22 protein-coding genes and 1 tRNA gene are annotated in these 24,665 nt (G+C 65.0%); 6 read left to right on the top strand and 17 right to left on the bottom strand.

All coding sequences use genetic code 11. The features are described 5' to 3' along the window. Positions 1-72: 72 nt before the first annotated feature. The 6 genes from nuoK to nuoF form a co-directional block, all read right to left on the bottom strand. Positions 73-384, bottom strand: coding sequence for an NADH-quinone oxidoreductase subunit NuoK (gene nuoK, locus ACPDIT_RS13415; RefSeq protein ID WP_423444284.1), 312 nt, complete (start codon positions 382-384; stop codon positions 73-75). 92 nt (positions 385-476) lie between these two features. After that, positions 477-986, bottom strand: coding sequence for an NADH-quinone oxidoreductase subunit J (locus ACPDIT_RS13410; RefSeq protein WP_423444282.1), 510 nt, complete (start codon positions 984-986; stop codon positions 477-479). Between the two features lie 70 nt (positions 987-1,056). Next, on the bottom strand, positions 1,057-1,605 hold the full coding sequence (locus ACPDIT_RS13405) for a NuoI/complex I 23 kDa subunit family protein (protein WP_423444280.1): 549 nt from the start codon (positions 1,603-1,605) through the stop codon (positions 1,057-1,059). A 140-nt stretch (positions 1,606-1,745) separates the two neighbouring features. Beyond that, the gene (gene nuoH, locus ACPDIT_RS13400) at positions 1,746-2,831 is read right to left on the bottom strand and encodes an NADH-quinone oxidoreductase subunit NuoH (protein WP_423444278.1); all 1,086 of its coding nucleotides are present in this window, start codon (positions 2,829-2,831) and stop codon (positions 1,746-1,748) included. 61 nt (positions 2,832-2,892) lie between these two features. Continuing rightward, positions 2,893-4,596, bottom strand: a complete 1,704-nt coding sequence (locus ACPDIT_RS13395) for a molybdopterin-dependent oxidoreductase (protein WP_423444276.1) — start codon at positions 4,594-4,596, stop codon at positions 2,893-2,895. After that, the gene (gene nuoF, locus ACPDIT_RS13390; protein WP_423444274.1) at positions 4,593-6,080 is read right to left on the bottom strand and encodes an NADH-quinone oxidoreductase subunit NuoF; all 1,488 of its coding nucleotides are present in this window, start codon (positions 6,078-6,080) and stop codon (positions 4,593-4,595) included. Before nuoF ends, ACPDIT_RS13395 begins: the two co-directional genes overlap by 4 nt. A gap of 74 nt (positions 6,081-6,154) precedes the next feature. Between nuoF and ACPDIT_RS13385 the strand changes: the two genes are divergently transcribed. Then, positions 6,155-6,228: transfer RNA gene (locus tag ACPDIT_RS13385), tRNA-Gln, on the top strand. Between the two features lie 122 nt (positions 6,229-6,350). Here the strand turns inward: ACPDIT_RS13385 and nuoE are convergent. The 4 genes from nuoE to nuoB form a co-directional block, all read right to left on the bottom strand. After that, positions 6,351-6,887 carry an NADH-quinone oxidoreductase subunit NuoE gene (gene nuoE, locus ACPDIT_RS13380; RefSeq protein ID WP_423444272.1) on the bottom strand — a complete coding sequence of 179 codons (537 nt, stop codon included), beginning with the start codon at positions 6,885-6,887 and terminating at the stop codon, positions 6,351-6,353. Positions 6,888-6,961: 74 nt separating this feature from the next. Beyond that, positions 6,962-8,260: an NADH dehydrogenase (quinone) subunit D gene (gene nuoD / locus ACPDIT_RS13375; protein ID WP_423444270.1), complete on the bottom strand. Its 1,299-nt coding sequence runs from the start codon at positions 8,258-8,260 to the stop codon at positions 6,962-6,964. Between the two features lie 49 nt (positions 8,261-8,309). Then, on the bottom strand, positions 8,310-8,894 hold the full coding sequence (locus ACPDIT_RS13370; RefSeq protein WP_423444268.1) for an NADH-quinone oxidoreductase subunit C: 585 nt from the start codon (positions 8,892-8,894) through the stop codon (positions 8,310-8,312). Continuing rightward, a complete protein-coding gene (gene nuoB / locus ACPDIT_RS13365) occupies positions 8,891-9,448 on the bottom strand; it encodes an NADH-quinone oxidoreductase subunit NuoB (RefSeq protein ID WP_423444266.1) in 558 nt (185 codons plus the stop codon). The genes ACPDIT_RS13370 and nuoB overlap by 4 nt, the downstream gene beginning before the upstream one ends. Positions 9,449-9,799: 351 nt before the next feature. On the opposite strand from nuoB, the gene ACPDIT_RS13360 reads away from it, so the two are divergent. Together ACPDIT_RS13360 and ACPDIT_RS13355 are read left to right on the top strand one after the other, a co-directional pair. Further along, positions 9,800-12,343 carry a response regulator gene (locus ACPDIT_RS13360; RefSeq protein ID WP_423444264.1) on the top strand — a complete coding sequence of 848 codons (2,544 nt, stop codon included), beginning with the start codon at positions 9,800-9,802 and terminating at the stop codon, positions 12,341-12,343. A 27-nt stretch (positions 12,344-12,370) separates the two neighbouring features. Continuing rightward, on the top strand, positions 12,371-13,336 hold the full coding sequence (locus tag ACPDIT_RS13355; protein WP_423444262.1) for a S66 peptidase family protein: 966 nt from the start codon (positions 12,371-12,373) through the stop codon (positions 13,334-13,336). Positions 13,337-13,380: 44 nt separating this feature from the next. On the opposite strand, the gene ACPDIT_RS13350 is transcribed toward ACPDIT_RS13355, so the two are convergent. The 3 genes from ACPDIT_RS13350 to ACPDIT_RS13340 form a co-directional block, all read right to left on the bottom strand. Next, positions 13,381-14,088 carry a 3-keto-disaccharide hydrolase gene (locus ACPDIT_RS13350; protein ID WP_423444261.1) on the bottom strand — a complete coding sequence of 236 codons (708 nt, stop codon included), beginning with the start codon at positions 14,086-14,088 and terminating at the stop codon, positions 13,381-13,383. 168 nt (positions 14,089-14,256) lie between these two features. After that, complete coding sequence (locus ACPDIT_RS13345; RefSeq protein WP_423444259.1) at positions 14,257-15,261, bottom strand: DUF6807 family protein; 1,005 nt, start codon at positions 15,259-15,261, stop codon at positions 14,257-14,259. Between the two features lie 58 nt (positions 15,262-15,319). Next, positions 15,320-15,619, bottom strand: a complete 300-nt coding sequence (locus ACPDIT_RS13340; RefSeq protein WP_423444257.1) for a Dabb family protein — start codon at positions 15,617-15,619, stop codon at positions 15,320-15,322. An 897-nt stretch (positions 15,620-16,516) separates the two neighbouring features. On the opposite strand from ACPDIT_RS13340, the gene ACPDIT_RS13335 reads away from it, so the two are divergent. Both ACPDIT_RS13335 and ACPDIT_RS13330 read left to right on the top strand, forming a co-directional pair. Continuing rightward, the gene (locus ACPDIT_RS13335; RefSeq protein WP_423444255.1) at positions 16,517-17,620 is read left to right on the top strand and encodes a 3-isopropylmalate dehydrogenase; all 1,104 of its coding nucleotides are present in this window, start codon (positions 16,517-16,519) and stop codon (positions 17,618-17,620) included. Between the two features lie 333 nt (positions 17,621-17,953). Beyond that, entirely contained in the window at positions 17,954-18,982 is a 1,029-nt protein-coding gene (locus ACPDIT_RS13330; RefSeq protein ID WP_423444253.1) for an SDR family oxidoreductase, read from the top strand. 171 nt (positions 18,983-19,153) lie between these two features. Here the strand turns inward: ACPDIT_RS13330 and ACPDIT_RS13325 are convergent, their stop codons facing one another. The 4 genes from ACPDIT_RS13325 to ACPDIT_RS13310 form a co-directional block, all read right to left on the bottom strand. Then, a complete protein-coding gene (locus ACPDIT_RS13325) occupies positions 19,154-20,161 on the bottom strand; it encodes an aspartate-semialdehyde dehydrogenase (RefSeq protein ID WP_423444252.1) in 1,008 nt (335 codons plus the stop codon). Positions 20,162-20,868: 707 nt separating this feature from the next. Next, positions 20,869-21,180, bottom strand: a complete 312-nt coding sequence (locus ACPDIT_RS13320; RefSeq protein ID WP_423444250.1) for an isoamylase early set domain-containing protein — start codon at positions 21,178-21,180, stop codon at positions 20,869-20,871. Between the two features lie 612 nt (positions 21,181-21,792). Then, positions 21,793-22,947, bottom strand: coding sequence for a trans-sulfuration enzyme family protein (locus ACPDIT_RS13315; RefSeq protein WP_423444248.1), 1,155 nt, complete (start codon positions 22,945-22,947; stop codon positions 21,793-21,795). Positions 22,948-23,164: 217 nt separating this feature from the next. After that, a complete protein-coding gene (locus ACPDIT_RS13310; protein ID WP_423444246.1) occupies positions 23,165-23,671 on the bottom strand; it encodes a DUF488 domain-containing protein in 507 nt (168 codons plus the stop codon). Between the two features lie 447 nt (positions 23,672-24,118). Here ACPDIT_RS13310 and ACPDIT_RS13305 point away from each other — a divergent pair, with 447 nt between their 5' ends. Next, positions 24,119-24,550 carry an RrF2 family transcriptional regulator gene (locus ACPDIT_RS13305; RefSeq protein WP_423444245.1) on the top strand — a complete coding sequence of 144 codons (432 nt, stop codon included), beginning with the start codon at positions 24,119-24,121 and terminating at the stop codon, positions 24,548-24,550. Positions 24,551-24,665: the final 115 nt, after the last annotated feature.

Below are 24,665 nucleotides of genomic sequence, written 5' to 3'. Positions count from 1 at the left end.
TGCGGGCGGGGCCCATGCCCATGCCGCGCGGTGATTCGTTCCGACCCGCTCTCTCAGCCGTCACGCGGGGATTCACAGGCGCAACAGGTTGACATCCTCCACATGGGCGGTTTGGCGCTGACGGTACAGGGCCACCAACAGGGCCAGACCCACGGCCACCTCGGCCGCGGCCACGGTGATGACAAAAAACACCAGCATCTGCCCGTTCAAATCGCCACGGAACCGCGAGAAAGCCACCAGGGCCAGATTCGCCGCGTTGAGCATCAGTTCCAGGCTCATGTACATCACCAGCAGGTTCCGGCGCACCACCACACCCAGCAGGCCCAGGCCGAACAACAAAAAGCTGACCGTGAGATAGTGCTCCAAACCGGGTTTCCATTCCATGGGTCAATCCTCCGTGAACGGTCTGGTCCGCGGCGCACGGCGCTTCCGCAAGGCCGCCCGGCTCCGGCGCCTCTGGTGTGGTTTGCCCGTGCTCATGGCAGGTCCCGTTTGCTCAGGATGATCACCCCGATCATGGCCACCAGCAGCAACAATCCCATGCCCTGCAAAGGCAGGAGGTAATCCGTAAACAAGAGCCGGCCCAGGGGATGCACGGTTCCCTCCATGGCCATCGACGGCAACGCCTCGCCCGGTCGGTTCTGCCACAGGGCTCGCAGCAACAGGCCCGTGGCCAGCCCCACGGCCACCAGGCCGGTCATCAGCGTGGCCAGGCGCAACCGGCGCCTGGCTTCCTCCCGCAAATCCAACAACATGAGCACGAACAGGAACAGCACCATCACGGCCCCGGCGTACACCAGCACCTGCACGGCCGCTACGAAGTAGGCGCGCAGCAGAACGAACAGTCCGGACAGCGCCAGGATGGTGACCACCAAAAACAACGCGCTGTTGACCGGGTTGCGGCTGAAGGGATTCCACACCACCAGCACCCCGCTCACCAGCGCCACAAGGGCAAACCCATAAAACAAAAGGTCCGGCAGGCTCATGCCTCGAACACCTCCCCCGAGCCATACGGCCCGGCCGGGCCGGCACACAACCCCGGAGACACGGTCCGGTTCACGTCGGCGGCGGGAAGTCCTCTTGAGCGCGTGCCTCTTCCAGCTTGTGTTTCCATTTCTGAATCCCCGCGTGCACCCCTCCCAGGGCCAGCAGTTTCTCCTTGTTGTAAATCATCTCCTGCCGACTGGTCCCCGTCAGCGAATAATCCTTCATGAGGAAAATGGCCTCCTCGGGACAGACCTCCTGACAGAACCCGCAAAAGATGCACCGCAACATGTCGATTTCGAACTCCAGCGGCATCTTCTCGGCATTCGGCCGATCCGCCGGCGGCCCGTCCGGGCCGGGCGGCACGATCCGGATGGCCTTGGGCGGGCAAACAAACTCGCACAACTGGCAGGACACACACTTGGTGTTGCCATCCTGGTCGCGCACCAGATAAGGCGCGCCCCGGTAACCCTCGGGCACCACCCATTTCTCTTCCGGATACTGGAGGGTCACCTTTCTGCGGAAAAAATGCCGCAGGGTGACCTTGAGCCCGCCCCAGACCGCCGGCAGGTAAAGGCGCTCCCAGAGGTTCAATGGCTTGCGTTTGACGACCGTGGTCATGCTACATGAGCCAACGCGTGCCATCGCCGACCCCCGCGACCGGCCCGGTCCCGGGGGCTGTCGACCCCGGCCGCCTCGTCCGTTGGTTGTTGCCCCGACTCATGCTTTCTGTCTCCGGGTTTCGTGCCTCCCCGCCACCGTCAGCCCGCGCGCCACCAGAGCCACACGGCGGTTGCGACAATGTTGCCCAGGGCCAGCGGAATCAACCGGTGCCAGCTCAGTTGCATCAGTTGGTCGTACCGGAACCGCGGCCACATCCACCGCACCCAGATGAACACCAGCAAAAACGCCAGCACTTTGCCCAGAAAAATGGCCACGTGCAACAATCCACCCCAGACAGTGGCCGCCGGCCGGTCCAATCCCCCGACGGGCAGGGTCCAACCACCGAAAAACAGCGTCGTCATGAGGGCGGAGGCCAGAATCATGGCGGCATATTCGCCCATGAAAAACAGCGCGAACCGCATCGAGCTGTATTCGATGTTGTAGCCCCCGGCCAGCTCCTGTTCCGCCTCCGGCAAATCGAACGGGGTCCGGTTCGTTTCCGCAAAGGCCGCCACCAGGAACAGGCAAAACGACAGAAACAGCATCGGACTCTGGAACACCAGCCAGTTGGGGACCGGCAACCAGGCGGGAGCCCAATCTGCGCGGCCCGCCTGAACAGCCAGGATCTCGCTGAGATTCAGGCTACCCACCCACAAAAAGACCGGGACCGCGGACAGGCCCATCAGGACCTCGTACGAAATGAGCTGGGCACCGGATCGCAGCCCGCCCAACAGCGGGTAGCGCGAATTGGAGGCATAACCGGCCAGGACAATCCCGTAGACACTGAGGGAGACGATGCCAAACACGTACACCAGGCCCACATTCAGGTCCGCCACCACCCAGGAACCGGAGGTTGTTCCGGGCGCCGAGCCGAAGGGGATCACGGCGAGGTTCAGAATGGCCGGCATCATGACCAGGGCCGGCGCCAGCGTGAACAGCACTCTGCGCACATGCGCGGGAGTGAAATCCTCTTTCAGAAAGGCCTTGATGGCGTCCGCCGCCGGTTGGAGCAACCCCAGGGGGCCGCAACGGTTCGGACCCACGCGATCCTGGATGAACGCACACACCCTGCGCTCGATCAGCACGATGTAGGAAACCAGGAACATCAACACGGCAAACGCCCCCACCGCGCGGAGCACGGTCACCAGGGCCGCCTGGGTTGCCGGGTTCAACTGTTCCCACATGCTCATGCTTCCTTCACCCTCCGGGACTCGATGAGATTGTTACCAGGGTCCGCGTCGTCCTTCAGACCGGCACCGAGACCCCCAGGTCGCCCAGGCCCGCCCAGGTCAGCCCCCGATAAGCCGGCACCGCTGCCGCCATGGCATCGAACAGCCCGGGCAGATGAGACGGCAGTCGCTGACCCGTCACTTTTTCCACCAGTTCCGCGAGCATTTCCCACTCGGGCCGTGCGTCGCCGGGAGGTGCGATGGCCGCATGGAACCGTTGCACGCGTCCTTGGACGTTGGTGAAGCTGCCGGATTTTTCCGCGGGGGCAGACCCGGGCAACAGATAGTGGGCCAGGGCCGTGGTGGCGTTGGGCAACACATCCGACACAATCAGGGTGTCGAGTTTCTGCAACAGGTCCGGCTCGAAGCCGTGTCGCGTCACGTCTTCTCCGAAGACCAGCAACGTGCGCACGGTGCCCTTTTGCACCTGGTCCAGAATCCGCGGCAGGACGCTGCCCATTTCGGTGTAACAGATCCCTGTGAGCCGTGCGCCCTGGCTGTTCGGGTTGCGGTCCGGGTGCAGCAGCAGGTGATCGCCCTCGCCCTCCCGGGGCACGGCATCGCTCAAGGCACGGAAATGCTGCTTGAGTCGGGCCAGCAACCAGAGTTCTTCGTTGCTCAGGCGGGCGGAAGCCACGATCGCCACCGTGCCCGGGGTGGCCTGGCGCAGCCGCTGAACCATTTCCAGCATGGCGCGCTCCCAGGTCGACGGCTGTCCCTGAATCAGCACCTTTTGCAACCGGTCGGGCCGGTGAATCCACTTGTAATTCAGCCGACCATAATCGCACATCCAATGGCTGTTGACGGCATCGTTGGGTCTGGGGGTGTAACGATAGATCCGACCCTGCCGGGAGCCGATGAGGATGTTGCAGCCCGTGCCGCAACTGGGACAGATGCTCTTGGTTTCCTTCAGGAACCAGACCCGCATCTGGAAACGGAAATCCCGCGAGGTCAGTGCGCCGACGGGACAAATGTCCACGGTGTTGAGGGTGTAGTTGTTGTCGAACGCCCGGCCGGGTGCCGTGGCGATCGTGTTGTAACTGCCGCGGTTCAGAATCCCCAGTGCGTCATCGCCCACGATGTCCCGCGTGAACCGAATGCAACGGGTGCAGAGAATGCACCGCTCCGCATCGAACACGATCCGCGGCCCCAACAACACGGCCTTGGGCTTGTGGACCTTGGCCTCCACGAACCGGCTGCGGCTCTCGCCGTAATCGAGCGCATACTCCTGAAGCTTGCATTCTCCCGCCTGATCGCAAATCGGGCAGTCCAATGGATGGTTGATCAGCAGGAACTCCAGCACCCCGGCCCGCATGGCCCTGACACCCGGCGTGTCCGTGTAAATCTCCATGCCCGGACTGACCGGTGTGGCGCAAGCGATGGCCGGTCGGGGCGACCGCACGATCCGCGGGGTGCCGTCCGGATTGAGGATGGGCTGGCGATCCGGCCCCAGTGCCGGCGTCCCGTATTCCACCAGGCACATCCGGCAGTTGCCGGCCACGGGCAACTTGGGATGGTAACAGTAATGGGGCACCGTCACCCCGGCGATTTCACATGCCTGCAGCATCGTGGTGGGCGCGGGCCGGCCCTGCCAGTCCGGCATGGTGCGCGGCACCACGACCTCCTTCCCGTTGACGCGGACGCGCAGGGTCTCCGGAGGAGCCGCGATCGAACCCGCCGAGGTCACCGCAGGATTGGGAGTGAGGGAACCAGCGCTCATGATCCGCTAGGAATCGCCACTGGTGACGGTTGGGCGGTCGCCTCCACCGGGGCCCGGCCCGGCGTCGAAGCGGCCGCCGAAGCCGCCGAAGCCGCGCGTTGGGCAGCCCTTCGCGCTTCGGCCTCGGCCCCGCGCGCCACAAATTGTTCCTTGAATTTCTGCACCGTGCTTTGCACCGGCCACGAACATGCATCGCCAAACGCGCAGATCGTCCGGCCGCCCGGAATGTTGTCGGCAATGTGCAGCAGGTCGTCCGCATCCCGGCGCCGGCCCTGCCCCGCCGCCAGCCGCTGGAGGATCTTGGCCATCCACAGGGATCCTTCCCGGCAGGGCGTGCATTGACCGCAGCTTTCGTGGGCGAAGAAGGCGCTGATGTTGGCTAACACCTCCACCATGCTGACGGAATCGTCCACCACGATGATGGCCCCGGACCCCGACATGCTGCCGGCCGCGATCAACGTGTCGAAATCGTACGGCAGATCCAACACGTCCCGTTCCTCAACGGTCTCCTTGCCGTCCAATCCGCGGCGACGCAGGGTCACACGCTCCCCGGCCCGGAAGACCTTGGCGCTCACCCCGCCCGGGATGATCGCCTGTAATTGGCGCCCCTCGCGCAGCCCCCCGCCAAAGGCCGGATCGAAAATCAACTCACCCAGCGTGACCTTGCCCGTTTCGATCTCATAACACCCCGGCCGTCGCACGTGCCCGCTCAAGCTGACCAGACGGGTGCCGGTGTTGTTGGGGGTCCCGATCCTGGCAAACTCCGCACCGCCCATGGCGACGATGTGCTTGATGTTGCAGAGCGTCTCCACGTTGTTGACGATGGTGGGGCACATGTACAGCCCCAACACGGCCGGGAAATAGGGCGGCTTGATCCGCGGGTACGGCCGCTTCCCTTCGAGCGACTCGATCAGCCCCGTCTCTTCTCCGCAAATGTAGGCCCCGGCGCCGCGGTGCACGTAAATCTCCAGATCATAACCCGTGCCCAGAATGTTGCGGCCCAGAAAACCGTGCGCCCGCGCCTCCTCCAGCGCCCGCTCCAGAATCCTCGCCCCCTCCACGAACTCACCCCGGATGTAAATGAACGCCAGGTGCACGTCGTTGGCAAAGCACGCCAGGATCATCCCTTCGAGCAATTGATGGGGATCGCGGTAGATGATCTGGCGATCCTTGAAGGTGCCGGGCTCGGACTCGTCGGCATTGCAGATCAGGTAGATGGGCTTGCCGCTCTTGCGGTCCACGAAGTTCCACTTCATGCCGCAGGAAAAGCCCGCGCCGCCACGGCCCCGCAGGCCGGAGCGCAGCACCTCTTCGCGGATTTGCTCCTGCGCACTCAAGACCCGGCCATCGGGCAGGGTCTTGGGCGGCAACGTCAGGCCCTTCCGCAGGGTCTCGTACCCCCCGTGGCGCAGGTAGCACGCCAGGTCCGGCGTGTACCCCGGCTCCGAAGCGTGCTTCAAAATCAGTCGATACTCGGCCGGCATATGCCTAGGGCAGGCGGGCGGGCTGGCCCCTTGACTCCGCGGCACAAACGCGTAGTCTCTCTAGCAGACGGGGTTGCCCGATGGTGTAACGGTAGCACAGCAGACTCTGGATCTGTTTGTCATGGTTCGAATCCATGTCGGGCAGCCAATTCTTTTTGTCCCGAATCCGTTTGTCTCCCCCACCCTGCCGGCGTTTTCCGAGCCCGCCGCCGACGGCAACAGGTCCGTAGCGCGAGGGATTGGGGCCCGAGACCGGTAGCGCAGAGCCTTTCATGCGCGGGAATCGGATGCCACGGGCGACACGCGCTCCGCATTGGGAACGGCGTCCGGATCGGCCAACAACGAGTCGACCTGCTCGGGCCGTATGTGGGCACAAAGCTTGTCATTAATCATCAACACCGGGGCCGTGTGACAACTGGCCAGACATTCGACGAACTCGACGGTGAACCGGCCATCCGCGGTGGTCTGCGGGCCGTGCCGGTGCGGATCCAGCCCCAAGCGTTCGCACAATCTCCGGTGCACCTCATGGGACCCTGCCAGCATGCAGCTGAGCGTGCGGCACACTTTGATCTGGTACCGACCGGCCGGTTGCTGCCGGAACATCGGATAAAACGTCACCAGTTCATAGATGTGAATGGGCTGCAATTCCAGCTTGCGGGCCGTCCATTCGATGGCCTCCTGCGACAGCCATCCGAAGTGCTCCTGCAGCGCGTGCAGGACCATGAGCGACGCGCTCCGCTTCACCGGATATCGCGCCACCAACGCGTCAATCCGCTCCTCCAACGCCCTGGGTACCGTCCAGTCCATCCCTTTGTGTTCCTTCCCGGGGACGAGCGCCGCCTTCGCGGCCCGTGCATTGTCCGCCCCGGGCCTTCCCTCCCCTAGCGGTCACACTCGCCCATGACAAAATCGAGCGACCCCAGAATGGCCGTGGTGTCACTGAGGAGGTGACCCGGCAACAGCCGGGGCAGGATGCTCAAATTGCAAAAGGAGGGCGAGCGGATTTTCAGCCGCCACGGGCTGCCCCCGCCCCGACTGTAAATGTAAAAGCCCAGTTCGCCCTTGGGGTTCTCGTGCCCGAAATAGACCTCGCCCGGTGGACAATGAATCCCCTGCGTCACCAGCATGAACTGGTGGATCAACTCCTCCATCGAGGTGAGCACCTTGTGCTTGGGCGGCAAAACGATTTTGCCATCGTCCACGCAGATCGGCTCGCCCGTGGCATTGTCCGGGCCCCCCGGCAGCCGATCCAGACACTGCCGGATGATTCGCGCGCTCTGCCGCATCTCTTCCATGCGCACCAGGTAGCGATCGTAGCAGTCGCCCGTGGACCCCACGGGCACGTCGAACTCCAGTTCCGCGTAACAAAGGTAGGGATGCGCCTTTCGCAGGTCGTGGGCCACGCCGCTGCCGCGGAGGTTGGGCCCGGTCAACCCGTGGGCAATCGCCAGCTCGGCCGGAATCACTCCCAGGCCCTGCGTGCGGTCCACCCAGATGCGGTTGCGGGTCAACAGCGTCTCCACCTCGTCCACCGCCCGCAGCAACTCATCCAAAAACCGGCGCACCGCATCGCACCAGCCCGGAGGCGTGTCGCGTGACAGCCCGCCGATGCGGGTGTAGCTGGTGGTGAACCGGGCTCCGGTGAGGGCCTCGCAAAAGTTGTAGATCTTCTCGCGCTCGGTGAACGTGTGCAGGAACACGGTCACGGCGCCGACGTCCATGGCGAAGCTGCCCAGACCCAGCAAATGCGCCGAAATCCGCGCCAGTTCGGCACAGATCACGCGAATGTACTGGCAGCGCGGCGGCAGGCGATCGTGAATGCCCAGAAGTTTTTCCACGGCCAGTGCGTAGGCGACGTTGTTCGCCAGCGGCGCCAGGTAATCCAGACGATCCGTGTACGGGATGAACTGCGTCCACGTCATGTTCTCGGCGATCTTCTCGTCGCCGCGATGCAGGTAACCAATGTCGGGCGTGGCGCGCGTGATCACCTCCCCGTCCAACTCCAGGACAATGCGCAGGACCCCGTGCGTGGAGGGATGCGACGGGCCCATGTTCAGAACCATTCGGTCGCCGTGGATCTCCTCCCACGGCCCTTCGTCCGGCGGTGACGGCAGTGCCGCGCGCGCTTCTTCCATGCGCGCGGCCGCGTCGCCAAACGTCAGTTCGTGCTGGTTGCTCATGCGTTCAGCCTGTCCCCTGCGGACCGCGTTCCCGGAACGCGTCCGCGCTTCAGGACTCTTTTTGCACCGGTCGGGCCCGTGGCTCGCGGGCGATCGCGTCCGGGGCTCCCGGCAGGGTGACGAACGGGCCGCCCTCCAGGGGCGCCGGTTCGGTGAAGGCCACGCCCGGCACGTCGCTGGGCAGACCGCCAAGGGGAAAATCCTTGCGCAAGGGGTGGTACGGGTAACCCTCCCACATGAGGATCCGCCGCAAATCGGGATGGCCGCGAAAGCGCACGCCCATCATGTCATAAATCTCGCGTTCATGCCAGTCGGCGGCGGGCCAGACGGTCGTCACCGTGGGGAGCTCCGATTTCTCCTCGCTCACGCGGGTCTTGAGTCGCAGGAACTGGCGATGCCGCAGGCTGTACAGGTGGTAGACGATCAACCACCGCGGCGGCTGGTCGAAGTTGTCCACACTGGTGATGTCCAGCAACAGGTCAAAGCCCAGCTCGTCGCGGGCCACCCGGCCAACCTCGGCAATGCAGTCCGGATCCGACAGTTCCAGGCTGACCTCCCCGCGAAATTCGAGCGGCTCGCCCAGGAGCCCTCCGAAGCGGTTGCGCAACTGTTGAGCCAACTCGAGCGCGGTCATGGTTGAAGTCCGGCTTGCAACACCGGCGGCCGCGTCGGCAGGGCGGGTCCCGGTTGTTTCAGGGTCCGCAGCACCGGCTCCCGCCGAACCTTTGCCTGCAACTTGATCAACGCATCCAGCAACGCCTCCGGTCGCGGCGGGCATCCGGCCACATAGACGTCCACCGGCAGGATCCGGTCCACCCCCTGCAACACCGCGTAGCTTCGGTACATCCCCCCCGTGGAGGCACAGGCCCCCATCGCGATGACCCACTTGGGCTCGGCCATCTGTTCATACAACCGCCGCACCACCAACGCCATCTTGTAGGTGACGGTGCCCGAGACGATCATGACGTCCGACTGGCGCGGACTGAACCGCATCACCTCGGCCCCGAACCGCGCAATATCGAACCGACTGGCCCCGGCCGCCATCAGTTCGATCGCGCAACACGCCAACCCCATCGGCATCGGCCACAGCGAATACTGCCGGAACCAGTTCAAAGCGGCCTCCAGGCGCGTCACAATGACGTCGCCCTCGACCTTCGAGTTGTATCCGATCTCCGTGGTGGTTTGCATGAGACCGTCCCCGCTCCGTAAGCGCGGCCAAACCTAGTGGAGCTTCGCCGCCCCTGCAAGGTGAATTGCCCTGCCCACCCGGCCCCGGCGACGCGAGTCGCCCGCCCACGAGCTCCGACCCCGGCGGTCCCGCGCGGGTTTCCTGTTGCCGAGGCCGCCGGGACGCGCCAGCATGAGATCCCAGCGGAATGCGCAGCCTGCCCCGGAAACGGCGGCGCGTGGATGTCGCCAGCCCGCGGTTGAACCGTGGGCAACGCCGCACCTGCCGCGGGGCTGGAGCGCGCAAGAATCGCGCAGGTTGGAACCGGAGAGGTGCCGTGCCCCAAACCCGGCACGGAGGAACCGGCCGCCATGACCAACATCACGCCGCGGGAAGGGCCCGAGGCCAGGGCTCCCCTGCCGACGGGGTGGCCCTCGGCCGATTATCGCACCATGGTCCTGCTGGTGGACGACCAGGCCGTGGTTTGCGAAGCGGTTCGTCGTATCCTCGCCACGGAACCCGACATCGATTTTCACTACTGCGCCGATCCCCGGGAGGCCCTCGCCGTGGCCACCGAAGTCCGGCCCACAGTGATCCTGCTGGACCTGCTGCTCCCCGGGATCGATGGCCTCAGCCTGCTGGCGCAGTTCCGGGGCCATCCCACCACCAGAGACGTTCCGATCCTCGTCCTGTCCGTCCGCGACGATTCGCAAACCAAGAGCCGCGCCTTCGCCGCCGGAGCCAACGATTACCTGGTCAAGCTTCCGGACGCACCCGAGTTCATCGCACGCATCCGCTACCACTCCCGCGCCTACCTGAACCTGTTGCAGCGCGACGCCGCCTATCGGGCCCTGCGTGAAAGCCAACAAAAATTGATGGAAAACAACGCGGCCCTCCTGGCGCTGAACCAGAAGCTCGAGGAGGCCACCCTCGCCAAAACCGAGTTCCTGGCCAACATGAGCCACGAGATCCGCACCCCCATGAACGGTGTCATCGGCATGGTCAACCTCCTGTTGGCCACGGAATTGACCGAGGAACAACGCGAATACGCCGAAGCCGCCCGCCACAGCGCCGAGTCCCTCCTGACCATCATCAACGACATCCTCGACTTCTCCAAAATCGAGTCCGGCAAGCTCGAACTGGAACAACACCCGTTCGAGTTGCACGCCTGCATCGAGGAAGCCCTGGAACAGGTCGCCCCCAAGGCCGCGGAAAAGAATCTCGATCTGGCTTATTTGCTCGATGACCACCTGCCCCGCGTGATCATTGGCGATGTCACCCGTCTGCGCCAGATCCTGGTCAACCTGCTTTCCAACGGCGTCAAATTCACCCATGCCGGCGAAGTCGTCGTGGAGGTCCGACCCGCGGGAAGTCCCGACCGTTCCGGTCTGCCTCGCACGGCCGCTTCGACCGCCCCGGGCGAAGCCCCCAACGTCCTGCTGCATTTCTCCGTGCGTGACACCGGCATTGGCATCCCCTTGGACAAACAGGACCGCCTTTTCAAATCCTTCCAACAAGTGGACGCCTCCACCGCCCGACACTACGGCGGGACCGGCCTGGGCCTGGCCATCTGCCGGCGCCTCTGTGAACTGATGGGCGGCCGCATCTGGGTGGAAAGCGACGCCGGCAAAGGTGCCACCTTCCACTTCACCATTCAGGCCTGCGTCGCTCCCGCCACCACCCCGGCCCTCTGGCAGTCCCCTCAGCCCGTGCTGCTGCGGAAGCACCTTTTGCTGGTGGAGGACAATCCCACCAACCAACGCCTAGTGCGGCACCGGGCCACCCAGTGGGGGATGCGCGTGACCACCGCCAGTACGGCCGCAGAAGCCCTGAACCTCCTCGAGCACACCCCGGGCGTGGACGTGGCTCTGGTGGACCAGCAACTGCCCGGCACGGACGGCCTGGCGCTGGCGCAGCAAATTCGACAGCGGCCCGGCGGACGCCCGCTTCCCGTGATCCTCCTCTCGAGCCTGCCCCTGCGTCAGGAGGATCGTCGCGCCACTCAGGCCGGGTTCGACCTGATCGTTTACAAACCCATCCGGCCGGCTCAACTCCTCGACACGCTCTGTCGTGCCATCGGCGTCCAAATCCAACGCGAAAAGAAAACCCCTTCGCCGCCCGTCCTGGACGCCACTCTCGCCCGACGCCTGCCCCTGCGCCTTCTGGTCGCCGACGACAACCCCATCAACCTCAAGGTGGGACTCACCATTCTGCGCAAGCTCGGCTACCAGGCCGACACCGCCACGAACGGCCGGGAAGTCCTGGCCGCCCTGCAACGCCAGGATTACGATATTCTCTTCCTCGATGTGCAAATGCCGGAGATGGACGGACTCGAGGTCGCCCGCCACATTCATCAACACTGGCCCCGGCACAAACGCCCCCGCTTGATCGCCATCACCGGCGCCGCCTTCGCCAGCGATCGCGAGAAATGCCTCGCCGCCGGAATGGACGACTACATCTCCAAGCCGATCCGCATCGAAGAGATCCAGAACGCCCTCGAACGCTGGGGTCCCACGCGCCTCCGCGAATTCGACACCACCGCCTTCCTCGCCCGACAGCCCCAGGCTGCACCCGAAGCCCTGCTGGATCGGGAGCTGCTCGAGGAGTTACGCGACATCCCATCCGGCGAGAATCTCACCATGCTGCAGGAGCTCATCGACCTCTACCAACAAACCGCTCCGCAACAGCTTCACCAACTGCGCCAGGCCGTGGCCGACCCCACCCAATTGGCCTTCCACGCCCATTCGCTCAAAAGCATGAGCATGAACCTGGGCGCCCGAAAAGTCGTCGCCCTCTGCCAGCAGATCGAAAAGGCCGCCCGGGCCGGTCAGACCCAGCCCGTACCGGACCTGGTTCGCGAACTCGAGGGCGTCCTGGCCCAAACCTTGTCCGAGCTGGCCGCACTCCGCGGCTGATGCGCGCCCTGTTCCCCCCACCGAACCGTGCGGACCCTCCAGCTCCTCCGACCCCCGCGGCTCGAACCCGGAGATTTGATCGGTTTGGCCGCTCCCGCCAGTCCCTTGCCACAGCCCGCCGACCTCGATCGCGCCGTCGCCCGGCTCGAGGCACTCGGCTTCCGCATCCTGCCCGCCCGACACCTGCTGCGCCGGCGTGGGTACCTGGCCGGGACCGATCGGGAACGCGCCGCCGATCTCCATCAACTGGCGCGCCACCGGAAGGTCAAAGCCATCGTGAGCCTCCGGGGCGGATACGGCTGCGCCCGGCTCCTGCAGTGGTTCGACCCCGGGCTTTTCCGTGCGCACCCCAAAATCGTGGTCGGCTACAGCGACCTCACCGCCCTTCACTGCGCCCTCCTCACCCACGCCCGGCTCGTCACGTTCCACGGGCCCATGGCCGTGCCCGACTTTGCCCGACCCAATCTGCCGGATTTCACCCTTCGATCCTTCCTGCGTCTCTTGACGCGGTCGGAGCCCTACGGAAGTGTCCGGGACCACTGCCCGGCGCCTGCTCCTCGCATCCTTCGTCCGGGCCGCGCCGTCGGCCCTCTGCTCGGGGGAAACCTCACCGTCCTGGTCTCCACGCTGGGCACGCCCTGGCAGCCGGATTTTCGCGGCCGCGTCCTGCTCTTGGAAGAAGTGGGTGAGCCGCCCTACCGTGTGGACCGCCTGCTCACCCAATTGCTCAACGCCGGCTTGCTCCAACAAGTCGCCGGAATCGCCATCGGGACCTGCGAGCGATGCGAAGACCCGTGGGCACCCACCTCCAGTGAACCACGGCCCACTCTGGAAGACGTCTGGAAAGATCGCCTGGGCCCGCTGCGCAAGCCGGTCGTCATCGGCCTGCCCTTCGGGCACACCCCCGGCAACGCCACTCTTCCCCTCGGGGTCCGCGCCGAGCTGGACGCCAAGCGTGGCGACCTGATCCTGTTGGAACCCGCCGTGGCGTGAGCCGTGCGCAGTTCCTCAGCGGCAGTGAAGGGCGCGCCGCTTCGTCACGGGAGCGGACGAATCTCGATGTTCCGATACGCCACCGGCCCGTGGTTGCCCTGAAACATCAGCGGACCTTTCGGTTTCTCCCGGCCATCCACCCCGCCCGGAGTCGGCCCTTTCATCTCCACGTTCTCGTGAATGACCACGCCATTCAGAATGACCTTCTCGAAGCGCGCATTGGCGACCTTCTTTCCGTCGGCATCGAACCGGGGGGCACGCCAGTGGATCTCGTACGTGTTCCACTCGCCCGGGGCCCGATATTTCGGCCGGCGCGGCGGTTGCGCCCCGTAAATCGCCCCCATGTCTCCCGGCCCCGGCCGGTCGTCTCGCCCGTAACTGTCCAGCACCTGCACCTCGTACTCGCCCATCACGTAGATGCCACTGTTGGATTCCCGGGGCACCATCACTTCCAACTTGATGATCGCGTCGCCGTGAAGCGCCTCGCTGTACAAATCCAGCCCCTGTCCGTGGCCCGGAGCGGCGTTGATCAACTCCTGCCCACCGGGGTCCACCACCAGCCGCCGCGGATCCGCCGGGTCCAATCGTGCCGTGCCCACGGTCCAGTAGTTCCGGTTGTTGCCCTCCGGTTTGGTCTTCCAACCCTCCAGATTCCGACCGTTAAACGGCCGCAAGACAGTGTCCGATTGCGCCAGGGCCGTCACCGCCACGGCAACGCCCAGGCCCGTGATCCAGGAAGTCATTCGTGTCATGGTCGAGGTTCTCGTTTGGTTCGTGCGAGGAACAAGCAATCCCTCTCTGCCCTTGCAGCAAGGGTGGTTCCCCGGCTCGTTGGACGCACCCGGAGTGCAAACCCTTCAAAACCACCCCGGTCCGCCCGGGTCCGACCTGTCCGCACACGCGCGGGACAGTGCCGGGTCTCATCGCGAGACCGAAAGTTCGCGACAATACTCCTCGTACGCGCGGCGCAAACGATCCGCAGAGACCGCACCGCGGTGGATCCAAATCCGATACCGGGCCCGGATGGTTTGGCCCTCGGCGAATGTGGCTGCCTGCACGCCCGGCCAACCCAAACACAGCACGCCGTAATGACGCAGGAGCCATTGCGGGGGATAATCGGGATGATCGGGCGCAACGAAGATGGCCGCACCGCTGGTCTGACGGGTGGCCTCCCACAGCCGCGTCAAATCCGCCCACGGCAAATGGGTCATGGGCAGGTCTTCGGAAATGCGGCCCGCAGGGATGGTAATGGTCGTGTTCGTACCCGGTGCAAAGCGCAGCGTCAGTCCTCCGTAGCTCTTCCCTTCGGCCCCCTGTAACGTGAGCGGCCCTTTGCGCACCGTCCATGTGAACGCCACATCGACCGCACGAGCGTCCTCCCGCGCCGGATGAACATGGAAGCGCACCTCTTCCGCCACCACCTTGTCGGCTCCCACATACCATCCGTTTTCCACCTCCAACCTCGCCCCCTCGTTTGTGGCCTCGCGCCGTATCCAGCGTTCGAACTGCTGCCGGATCCCCCGCAACAACCACAAATCATAATGGGCCTCCCCGATCCGCACATGCGGCCAGGCCCAAAACAAACCCCGATGATGCAGGTGGTCCGATGGGAAATCGTCCGTGAGCACCTCCCCGTCCAAGCCGTACAGGGGATGCACGTAAGTGCTCCGGGCCAGGTGTTCCGCCACCCCTGGTCGCCGGATCACCCCGTGATTGTACACCAACACCGGACGCTCCCCCTCCCACAAGCCCAGAGAGGTCTCGTTCACCGAACCGAAGCGGAACCCGCCCTGGGTCTGGCCCGGCACCGGGGCAGCCGCCCAAATCATCGCCGCCAGGCCGAGGGCCCGGGCCGCGGCTCGCGCCGAAGCCGTTGTCCCAGTTACCCACCTCTGCGGACGCAGCCGTCTCCACCGCGTTGTCATACTCATGCTCCTTCGCACCCTCAGCGCATCGTCGTCCGCCCCGAACCTGGCCGCCGCTTCAGGCGAAATCATAGACCACAACCCGGGTGCAGACGCGTTTGAACACCTTCTCCACAAACTCCACATGCAACGGGTGCACCTGATAAGCATCGTGAGCCGCCTTGTCGGCGAACACGACGTTCAGACCCACCTGGTAACTCTGCTCCACAACCGGACGCTCACTGGGCACCATTCGACCCACGTGAAAATGCAGAATCCCCGGGATGGGGCGCAGATATTGTTCGGCCCCGGCCACCAGTTCCTCCACCGCCCCGGGTTGCCCCGGATCCGTCCAAAAAATGACAATGTGCGAGAACATCGACCTGATCCTTTTGTCGCAGCCCCCAATCGTACCCGGCGGAAAGGCTATGTAGGCGCCCCGAGCCCCGCAAACACGAAAGCGTCTCGAGGTTGTGCCCGGTCGCATTCCCGTTTTTGACCTCCGGTTTCAAGAACCCGGCGAAAACGTGCCTTCCCCCGGGCTTTGCCGTGGGGGACGCCCGGCACTCCGCCCGGCCTTTCGGGAACGGCCCAAAACCCGAAGTGCGCCGGAGAGGGGATCTGCCGCGCCAAAGGCCCTGCCTGCGGCACGCTGCAACCGAGCAGCCACACCAACGCGGCCCCCTGCACACCCTTTTCCACCACCCCACCGAGGGTCGGAAAGGTGTCCGGGTTCCCGACACGCCACGGGTTTCTCCCGGTGTGGCGTAAAAGCACCGGCCCACGGCAGCGTCTTTGGACAAAACCGATGGGCCCGCTGTCGGATGAATGGTTCCCCGCCTTCCCCGCGCCCCTGCTCCGCCCCAGCGGGGCGGGAATTCGCCAGCTCCGGCCAACGCATCACAAATTGGATTGCAGATTCACCCTGTCCCGAAGGGGCGAGATTCAGTGTGATGCGCCCGGGCCGGGCGGTGGAGGTCCCACTGGCGGAGCCCTTTCAGGCGGGTCAGGGCGATCCAACCTCGCGGGGCGTTGCCCCGGGCTCGAGAAGGCGATGCGCCTCGGGCACGCGGACGGGCTCGCGGACATCAGAGGGCCACTTTTGGGTTCTTGTGCGCCGAGCGTCTCCCGGAATTGCGCCCGAGTTTCCGGGGAACCCCGCACCTGAAATGCACCGCCACCCGGACCGGACCGAGAATACAATTGCCCCACCGATTTCGAGCACTAGGATGTGGGGCTCCGGCGGCAAACCGCCCGCCCGACAGTTTTGCAAGGTATGAAAAGCTACGACATCGCAGTCATCGGAGGCGACGGCACCGGGCCCGAAGTCGTCCGGGAAGCCATCAAGGTCTTGGACGCAGCGGCCCCCAAATTCGGGTTCAAACTCAACTACACGCATTACGACATCGGCGGCGACCGCTACCTTCGCACCGGCGAAGTGCTGCCGGACAGCGTGTTGGCCGAGCTGCGCCGATTTCCGGCCATCTTGCTGGGGGCCATCGGCCATCCCAACGTCAAGCCCGGGATCCTGGAAAAGGGCATCCTGCTGCGCATCCGGTTCGAGCTGGAGCAATACATCAATCTCCGGCCCGTGCGCCTGTACGACGCCCGGTTCTGCCCGATCAAAGACAAGCGTCCCGAAGACATCGATTTCGTGGTGGTTCGCGAGAACAACGAGGGACTGTACACGGGCGCCGGCGGCTTTGTTTTCAAGGGCACGCCTCATGAAGTGGCCGTGCAGGAAAGCATCAACACGCGTCGCGGCGTCGAACGCTGCCTGCGCTTCGCCTTCGAGTTCGCCCGCAAGCGACACGCCCAACAGCCCTGGCGCGGCCTCAAACCCGAGGATGTCGCCGCCGGCAAACGCGCGCAGCTCACCCTCTGCGGCAAAACCAACGTCCTCACCTACGCATTCGATCTCTGGGAACGCGTCTTCCACGAGGTCGGGAACGAGTACCCGGATGTGAAACGGGACTATGCCCACGTGGATGCCACCACCATGTGGTTCGTCAAGAACCCGGAGTGGTTCGATGTCATCGTCACGGACAACATGTTTGGCGACATCATCACCGACCTGGGCGCAATGATCCAGGGCGGCATGGGCATCGCCGCGGGCGGCAACATCAATCCGCAGGGCACGAGCATGTTCGAACCGATCGGCGGTAGCGCGCCCAAATACACCGGCAAGGGCGTCATCAACCCCCTGGCCGCGATTTGCGCCGGCCAAATGATGCTGGATTTCCTGGGCGAAACGGCCGCTGCCGCAGCCATTGAACAGGCCGTCATCCGCGTGGTCCGCGAGAAGCTCAAAAGCCTGGCCGCAGGCCAAATGGGCTACAGCACCAGTGAGGTCGGCGATCTGGTCGCGTCCCACGTTTAATCCGAACGGATTCATGGCACCCCCCGGATCGAGGTGGGTCACGAACCGACCCGCCGGTCGCGCAAATGATGGCCCGCCCCCATGGAAGCCTGTGCAAATCGCAACCCAGCCGGATGCGAAACCGCAAGGTCTCCGGGCGGCTGCCATCGAATGCGGCGCTCGAGCGGGGCCTCCCATGTTCTCCAGGGAACGCGTCCTTCCCGGCGACTCTGGGGTTCCGGGCCTGCAGCGCCGGCCGCACCTTCCGACCAGGGCAGATTCGCGCAAAAGGTTTTGCCCCCACGGCCGTTGCGGCAGCATTGAACCGTGTGAGTGCGCCACCCACACCCCGTCATGAATGAATTCAGCAAGGTCGCGGAAACCCTCCGGAACCGGCCCCGAACCTGGCTGGTCACCGGCGCCGCCGGATTCATCGGTTCCCACCTGTTGGAAACGCTCCTTTCGCTGGACCAGAGCGTCATCGCTCTGGACAACTTCAGCACCGGCAAACCCGAAAACCTCGAAGCGGTCCGGACTCGCCTGCAGCCGGCGCAGTGGGCCCGCTGCCGCATCATCGAAGGAGATGTCGCCGACGCAGCCACCTGCGCCGCCGCCTGCCAGGGCGTGGATTACGTCCTGCACCACGCCGCCCTCGGCAGCGTGCCGCGTTCGCTGGCGGAACCTCGGGCCAGTCACCGGGCCAATGTGACGGGTTTCCTCGAACTCCTGGAGGCCGCGCGCCACGCCGGCGTCAAACGCGTGGTCTATGCTTCGAGCAGTTCCGTATACGGCGACGCCCCCGAGCTGCCCAAGCGGGAAGACCGCATCGGTCGACCCCTGTCTCCCTATGCCGCCACGAAGTGGATGAACGAGATCTACGCCGACACGTGGGGACGCGTCTACGGACTTGAATGCATCGGCCTGCGCTACTTCAACGTGTTCGGCCCCCGACAGGATCCGCAGGGGCCGTACGCTGCGGTCATCCCGCGCTGGATGGATGCCCTGTGGCACGGCCGCCCCGTCACCGTCTACGGCGACGGCGAAACCAGTCGGGACTTCTGTTACGTCGCCAACGTCGTCCAGGCCAACCTGCTGGCCGCCACCACGGACCGGGCCGAAGCGGTGCACCAAGTATACAACATCGCAGTCGGGGAGCGGACCTCGTTGAACGAACTCTACCACCTTCTGGTGGTCGGCCTCCGGCGTTGGCGCCCCGATCTCAACCCGCCGTCGCCCGTGTACGAGCCTTTCCGGCCCGGGGATGTGCGACATTCACAGGCCGACATCTCCAAAGCACGCCGCCTGCTGGGCTACGATCCGCCCTACCGCCTGGCGGAAGGTCTCGAACTGACCTGGCAGTGGTTCCATGACCGCGGCGACTGAATCCCAAACAGCACCGCGGCATGCCATCCAAAATCGCCGCAGCAAACCCACCCTGCTGCACCCGGCGCCAAGGCACCGGGAGGAGGCTCGACGCCTCGCGGGCAAGCGCGCCACCCGGCCCGACGCGCCCTGACACCGCAACTTTCGCACCCTTGGGGATCCCAGGGGACGCTACATCGCCAACAGGGTCTCGGCGATTTGTACCGCGTTCAACGCCGCCCCCTTGAGCAGTTGATCCCCGCACACCCAGAAACAGAGTCCGTTGTCGAACGCACAGTCCTTGCGAATCCGGCCCACCGCACAATTGTCTCTGCCCGCCTGATACAGGGGCATGGGGTACTGGCACTGCGCCGGATCGTCGATCACGTCCAACCCCGGCGCCTGCCGCAACACCTCCAGCGCCGCTTCCACGCTGACCGGCTTCTCGAACTCCGCACTCACGGCCACGGAGTGGGCGCGATAGACCGGCACCCGCACACAGGTCACACTGGCCCGGAAGGTGGGATGATGCATGATCTTGCGCCCCTCGTTTTCCATCTTCATCTCCTCCTTCGTGTAGCCGTTGGGCAGGAACACATCCACGTGCGGCAGCACGTTGAACGCGATTTGGTGGGGATACACCTCCCGGGTCACCGGTTCGCCCCGCACAATCTGCCGCACCTGCTGTTCCAACTCCGCAATCGCCCTGGCACCCGTTCCCGAAACGGCTTGATAGCTCGCAGCGAAAATCCGCCGGCAGCCAAACGCCTTGTGCAAGGGGTAGAGGGCCATCAGCGTAATCGCGGTCGTGCAATTCGGATTGGCAATGATGCCCCGATGCCACCGCACATCCTCGGCGTTGATTTCCGGCACCACCAGCGGGACCGTGTCATCCATCCGAAATGCACTGGAATTGTCCACCACCACGCAGCCCGCCTTCACCGCCTCGGGCGCAAACTGCCTGGAAATGCTCCCCCCCGCACTGAACAACGCCAGATCCACCCCGCGAAACGAGTCGGGCTTCAGCTCCTGAACGGCAATCTCCTCACCCCGGAATTTCAATCGCTTGCCCGCCGAGCGCGCCGACGCCAACAACGTCAGCCGGCCCACCGGAAAGTTTCGGCGCTCCAACGTCTGAATCATCTCGATGCCGACGGCCCCCGTCGCACCGACCACAGCCACATGCGGTTTTCGATTCATGTTCAGTTAAGCGCTCATCATAACCCCGGCCCCTGCCCTGTCAATGGGCCCATCCCACCCTCGCAACCTCCAGCACCTTTCGGTGTCTGAACATCCCGGAACGCACCGCCGAACTCCGGACGTTCCCGACGCGGCACAGCCGCGGCCAACCGGCATTCCATCGGGACTCTGCAATTGGGCCCCCAAAAACTGAAAGACGCCTCCGCACCTCGCAGCCGGATCCCGACGTGGCATTCTGCCTCCCTTTTCCAGAGAAGCCCGGGCCTTCTCAAGAAACGAGAAATCAGTGCGCCCGCGACAGGCTGCGCAGATCCCATGGCCGGTCGAACCCACGCCCCGGCAATCGTCCCATCCGGTGGCCCGAAACCCGGTGCCGCCGAACCCGCCCGGTGTCCACATCTCCCCGGCTCTCCGCTCCGGGCGGGGCACCCGGAGACGCTCGAAGCCGCGCAGGCATTGCGGTATTTCCCCCCGGGTGGAGGGCGCCGCCGAAAACGAAACCACCCCCACCCACCCCAGCGCCCCGCGGTCACCGGCAGGTCACCTCCACACCGGAACACCCGGGCCCTCTCACTCCCACGGATCCTCAGCCGACCCCGGGGAAGAAGCCCGGTTCACACCTCCCCTGCGGCCGCCGGCGCCCCCCATCGGCCGGCCGTTTCCGCTGCCCGGGCACGCGCTTCGCCCCGGGGCCGCAAGCAAATCGATCAGCTCACCGGAATGAGCGAGACGCGCTCTCCGCGATCGTTGCGCGTTATGCCCTGAGCCCGCGGATCCAGCGTCAGCACACCATCCACCCAAAACGCGTAACGGTGATGCCCGTGGCGCAGGTCCACCTTGAGCAGCCAGGCGCCATCCGGCATCCGCTGCATCGGATGTGCCGTTGGATCCCAGTTGTTGAAGTCGCCCACCAGACTTACCGCCTGCGCCTGCGGGGCATAGCAAATGAAATTGACCGGCCGCAGGTTGCAATGGGCACTGTACCGGTGGTGTGTCGTGGATGAAGTACCGCTGTGCATCGAACCAATTACCGTCCTTGTTCTTCCAATTAGCTCGCAGCAATCTGCCACGGCCTCGACCCAATGGCCAGACCCTTTTTTCGAACCCGTGGGCAATTGTCAGCACACGGAGACCTGTCCGGCTGTGAACCTCGGGGTCATGGACCTCCGGGGCAAAGACGGCGCCACGCTACGCAGACCCGCCACGCACCAACCCACCCCTGGTCCACCTTCAAGGCCACGCAAACCAAGCCTCCCGGGCTTGACCTTCGACGTACCGACGGCCACGGAATTCGCCACCGAATTGTCGCCTCATCCGCCGCCACAACCTTCAGACCGTCGCTGAGCGTCGCCAGTTTCTCCAACACCGTGTCCAAATGGACCATGCGGGATCATGCGCGACCCGGTCTCCTGCACACGGGCGCAGGCCGGGTGACTGCGAACGGTCCGATGCCCCGAACGGCACCCTCTCCCCGCGTGAGGCATGGGGAAACGCGGCAGCGCCTCATCGCGCCTCGAAGCCGCGCAGCCCGGCCGACCCTCGGAAAAATCCGGGATGTTCCGGTAACTGCTCGCGCGATTCAGCGGGCAGCGGTCTTTCCCGGCAAAACCGGTCCCTGTCAACCGGGGGCTTCAGCACCCCTCCAGAGCCTGCGCAAAATCGGCCACCAGGTCGGCAGGGTCCTCGATGCCCACCGATACGCGCACCAGGGCTTCGGAGATGCCGGCTTCCCGTCGTTCCTCGGGCGACAGCCGTCGATGCGAAGTCCGAGCGGGCACACAAACCAGACTCTCGACTCCGCCGAGGCTCAGAGCCGGCAGGGCCAGCCGCAGACGCTGAAGGAACTTGTCCACAGCCTCGGGCCGACGCAGCTCGAAGGAGAGCATCCCGCCGAATCCCCGCATCTGCCGGGCCGCCACCCCGTGATCCGGGTGATCGGGCAACCCCGGATAATACACGCGGGCCACGGCCGGGTGACCGCAAAGGAACTGCGCCAGCTGCAGACCGTTTTCATTGTGCCGGTGCATGCGGAGGGCCAGCGTTTTCAACCCGCGTTCCAAACGGGCGCACGCTTCGGCATCCAACATCCCGCCGTAGAGCATGGCCACTTCGCGGAGACGTTCGATCTCCGCCCGCGCGCCCACCACCACGCCCGCGTTCACGTCACTGTGCCCGTTGAGGTACTTGGTGGCGCTGTGAACGACCCAGTCGAAGCCTAGGGCCAGAGGGTTCTGATTGATGGGAGTGGCGAAGGTGTTGTCGATGACTGTGCGAATGTTCCTCCGACGGGCCAAAGCGGCCACCGCCCCCAGGTCGAGACACCGCAGCGTGGGGTTGGCGGGCGATTCCACATAAATCAGGCGCGTGTTCGAGCGACAGGCCCGTTCGATCTCTTCCACGGTTCGTGCCCGCGACACCTCCACCTGCCAGCGCGGCAGCTCACGGACAACCAGCTCGTGCGTGCCTCCGTAGAGGTCGGTCTGAAAGATGGCGTGGTCCCCCGGTCGAAGACACGTGGCCAGGAGCGTGCTGATGGCGGCCATGCCCGACGAAAACACCAGGGCCGCTTCCCCACCCTCGAGGGCGGCGATTTTGCGGGCCACCACCTGTTGGTTCGGGGTGTTGAAGTAACGGGGATAAACATTCTCGCCCGTCGGATGGGGATACACGTGAGCAGTGGACAGAAACACCGGCGAACAGGCGCCGCCCGTGGCGGCATCGAACCAGGTTCCGGCGTGGACGCACCGGGTGGAGAAACCGGCGCGAGCAAGATCCTGCGGGTTCATGGCTTCGAGGAGGACGGCGGATCGGCCTGCTCCGTTTGGTCCCACGCGTCCCATGCACCAAACTCCGGACAACAAGAACCGCAGAGCGTCACGCAGTCCGGACAAAGGAGGCGATCTCCCCAGGGCTGAGCACCGTAGCAGCCGCACTGATCACAAATCGGGTCCCCCGGCGCCGGGCCGGACACGGACTTCGGCCAAGGACTGGATGGTTGGGATGTCATGGCACGGATCGTCGAGGCGACCGGGACCGCCGGGCCCAACGCGGGCGGACCCTGGGCGGTTGCGCCGGTCCGGAGTCAACCGCATGGGGCGGGAGCATGGAACCGCAACTCAGGTCGCTCAAAAGCGCCGAACCGCCGCTCGGGACACAGTTCCCCATGCGCGAAACGAGAAATTCTCGCAACACAACCGCATGGTTGTGAAGCGGGTCGGAGGCAGCGTACAGCAGAGTAATGCAGCCATGCTGTGCAAGTCGCGGCACGATTTGATCTACGCACGGATTCTGCTGAAGCTCCTCCCAATACCGGCGTCGGAACTCCTCCCAGCGGCTCGGATCGTGACCGAACCAGCGACGCAGTTCATGGCTGGGGGCCAGTTCCTTCAGCCAACCCGTCAGAACCAACGCTGCCTTGGAAACCCCGCGGGGCCAGAGTCGATCCACCAGGTACCGGGCGCCGTCCGTGGGCTCCGGTGAATCGTACACGCGCTTGAGCTGAATGGTCATGGCGAATGGTGTGCGTTCGAAAGCCGGCGCCCCGGCGGGGGAACCCCCCGAAAGCAACGCACCGCACGTACCGGTTCCGGGCACCCTTGCCCTGGCCGGCATGCAACGCTCGGCAGAACCGGACCCGGATTGGAACGCGCGTCCACCCGGCTCCTTCCCGCCCAGGCACCGGAATCCGAGCGGCTTCGCCCAGGGGAAGCGTGGCACCGCAAGGCAACGGAAAGGTGCCCCTCGGGTGCTCCGCCTCGCCTGCCGCGACCTCGCATTTTCATGTCCGACGCCAGTCAGGGCCCACGCCCCGTCCGGTCGTGTGCTGCCTTCGACCGGCTCGGGCCGGTCACACCGGACAGCGTACACCCTTTGCGCCCTACAGTGGTCAGAAAACGCGCCAAGTCAAATCCCTGCGCATTTGGGGAAACGACGTTTTTAGAATAAGTTCCCGACGTCATGCGCATAAGTCGCTTCTCCGATTACGCAGTTCGAGTCCTGATGTACACGGCTCTCCGTGCCCCGGCCCGGGTGACGGTGGAAGAAGTGGCCGAGACCTTCGGCATCTCCCATCATCATCTGACGAAGGTCGTGCACAAGCTGGGGCGACAAGGATACTTGCGGACGAGCCGGGGGGTCAGGGGCGGGTTTCAGTTGGCGCGTCCGGCCGGCCAAATCCGACTCGGCGAGGTCATCCGGTCGTGTGAGTCCGAAGCCTCCGTGGTTTCCTGCGAAGACCGTGGCGGCCGGCCCTGCCGGCTGGTGCCGAGCTGTGCCCTGAAGCAGGCCCTGGACGAAGCGGCCGGAGCGTTCTACGAGGTGCTCGACCGGTACACGCTGGCCGATCTGACGGCTCGAGGGCCCATCCATCAAATCCTCCTTCCCCGGTAAGCTGCCCGGGCAGCCCGACCGGCTCCCGTAACCATCCCCGGAGCGCCTCAAGGCGGCGCACCTCCGCGGATCCTCCGTGGACGGCGACCCTGCCGAGTATTGCGGCAGGCCCGGT

The organism is Limisphaera sp. VF-2 (assembly GCF_049537125.1).
Taxonomy (GTDB): Bacteria; Verrucomicrobiota; Verrucomicrobiia; order Limisphaerales; family Limisphaeraceae; genus Limisphaera.
This window is presented reverse-complemented; position numbering and strand designations above follow the sequence as displayed.

Excerpts from the sequence above, each read along its gene's own strand:
- nuoK (WP_423444284.1), bottom strand. The coding sequence starts at position 384 with ATGGAATGGAAACCCGGTTTGGAGCACTATCTCACGGTCAGCTTTTTG.
- ACPDIT_RS13410 (WP_423444282.1), bottom strand. The coding sequence starts at position 986 with ATGAGCCTGCCGGACCTTTTGTTTTATGGGTTTGCCCTTGTGGCGCTG.
- ACPDIT_RS13405 (WP_423444280.1), bottom strand. The coding sequence starts at position 1,605 with ATGACCACGGTCGTCAAACGCAAGCCATTGAACCTCTGGGAGCGCCTT.
- nuoH (WP_423444278.1), bottom strand. The coding sequence starts at position 2,831 with ATGTGGGAACAGTTGAACCCGGCAACCCAGGCGGCCCTGGTGACCGTG.
- ACPDIT_RS13395 (WP_423444276.1), bottom strand. The coding sequence starts at position 4,596 with ATGAGCGCTGGTTCCCTCACTCCCAATCCTGCGGTGACCTCGGCGGGT.
- nuoF (WP_423444274.1), bottom strand. The coding sequence starts at position 6,080 with ATGCCGGCCGAGTATCGACTGATTTTGAAGCACGCTTCGGAGCCGGGG.
- nuoE (WP_423444272.1), bottom strand. The coding sequence starts at position 6,887 with ATGGACTGGACGGTACCCAGGGCGTTGGAGGAGCGGATTGACGCGTTG.
- nuoD (WP_423444270.1), bottom strand. The coding sequence starts at position 8,260 with ATGAGCAACCAGCACGAACTGACGTTTGGCGACGCGGCCGCGCGCATG.
- ACPDIT_RS13370 (WP_423444268.1), bottom strand. The coding sequence starts at position 8,894 with ATGACCGCGCTCGAGTTGGCTCAACAGTTGCGCAACCGCTTCGGAGGG.
- nuoB (WP_423444266.1), bottom strand. The coding sequence starts at position 9,448 with ATGCAAACCACCACGGAGATCGGATACAACTCGAAGGTCGAGGGCGAC.
- ACPDIT_RS13360 (WP_423444264.1), top strand. The coding sequence starts at position 9,800 with ATGACCAACATCACGCCGCGGGAAGGGCCCGAGGCCAGGGCTCCCCTG.
- ACPDIT_RS13350 (WP_423444261.1), bottom strand. The coding sequence starts at position 14,088 with ATGACACGAATGACTTCCTGGATCACGGGCCTGGGCGTTGCCGTGGCG.
- ACPDIT_RS13345 (WP_423444259.1), bottom strand. The coding sequence starts at position 15,261 with ATGACAACGCGGTGGAGACGGCTGCGTCCGCAGAGGTGGGTAACTGGG.
- ACPDIT_RS13340 (WP_423444257.1), bottom strand. The coding sequence starts at position 15,619 with ATGTTCTCGCACATTGTCATTTTTTGGACGGATCCGGGGCAACCCGGG.
- ACPDIT_RS13335 (WP_423444255.1), top strand. The coding sequence starts at position 16,517 with ATGAAAAGCTACGACATCGCAGTCATCGGAGGCGACGGCACCGGGCCC.
- ACPDIT_RS13330 (WP_423444253.1), top strand. The coding sequence starts at position 17,954 with ATGAATGAATTCAGCAAGGTCGCGGAAACCCTCCGGAACCGGCCCCGA.
- ACPDIT_RS13325 (WP_423444252.1), bottom strand. The coding sequence starts at position 20,161 with ATGAATCGAAAACCGCATGTGGCTGTGGTCGGTGCGACGGGGGCCGTC.
- ACPDIT_RS13320 (WP_423444250.1), bottom strand. The coding sequence starts at position 21,180 with ATGCACAGCGGTACTTCATCCACGACACACCACCGGTACAGTGCCCAT.
- ACPDIT_RS13315 (WP_423444248.1), bottom strand. The coding sequence starts at position 22,947 with ATGAACCCGCAGGATCTTGCTCGCGCCGGTTTCTCCACCCGGTGCGTC.
- ACPDIT_RS13310 (WP_423444246.1), bottom strand. The coding sequence starts at position 23,671 with ATGACCATTCAGCTCAAGCGCGTGTACGATTCACCGGAGCCCACGGAC.
- ACPDIT_RS13305 (WP_423444245.1), top strand. The coding sequence starts at position 24,119 with ATGCGCATAAGTCGCTTCTCCGATTACGCAGTTCGAGTCCTGATGTAC.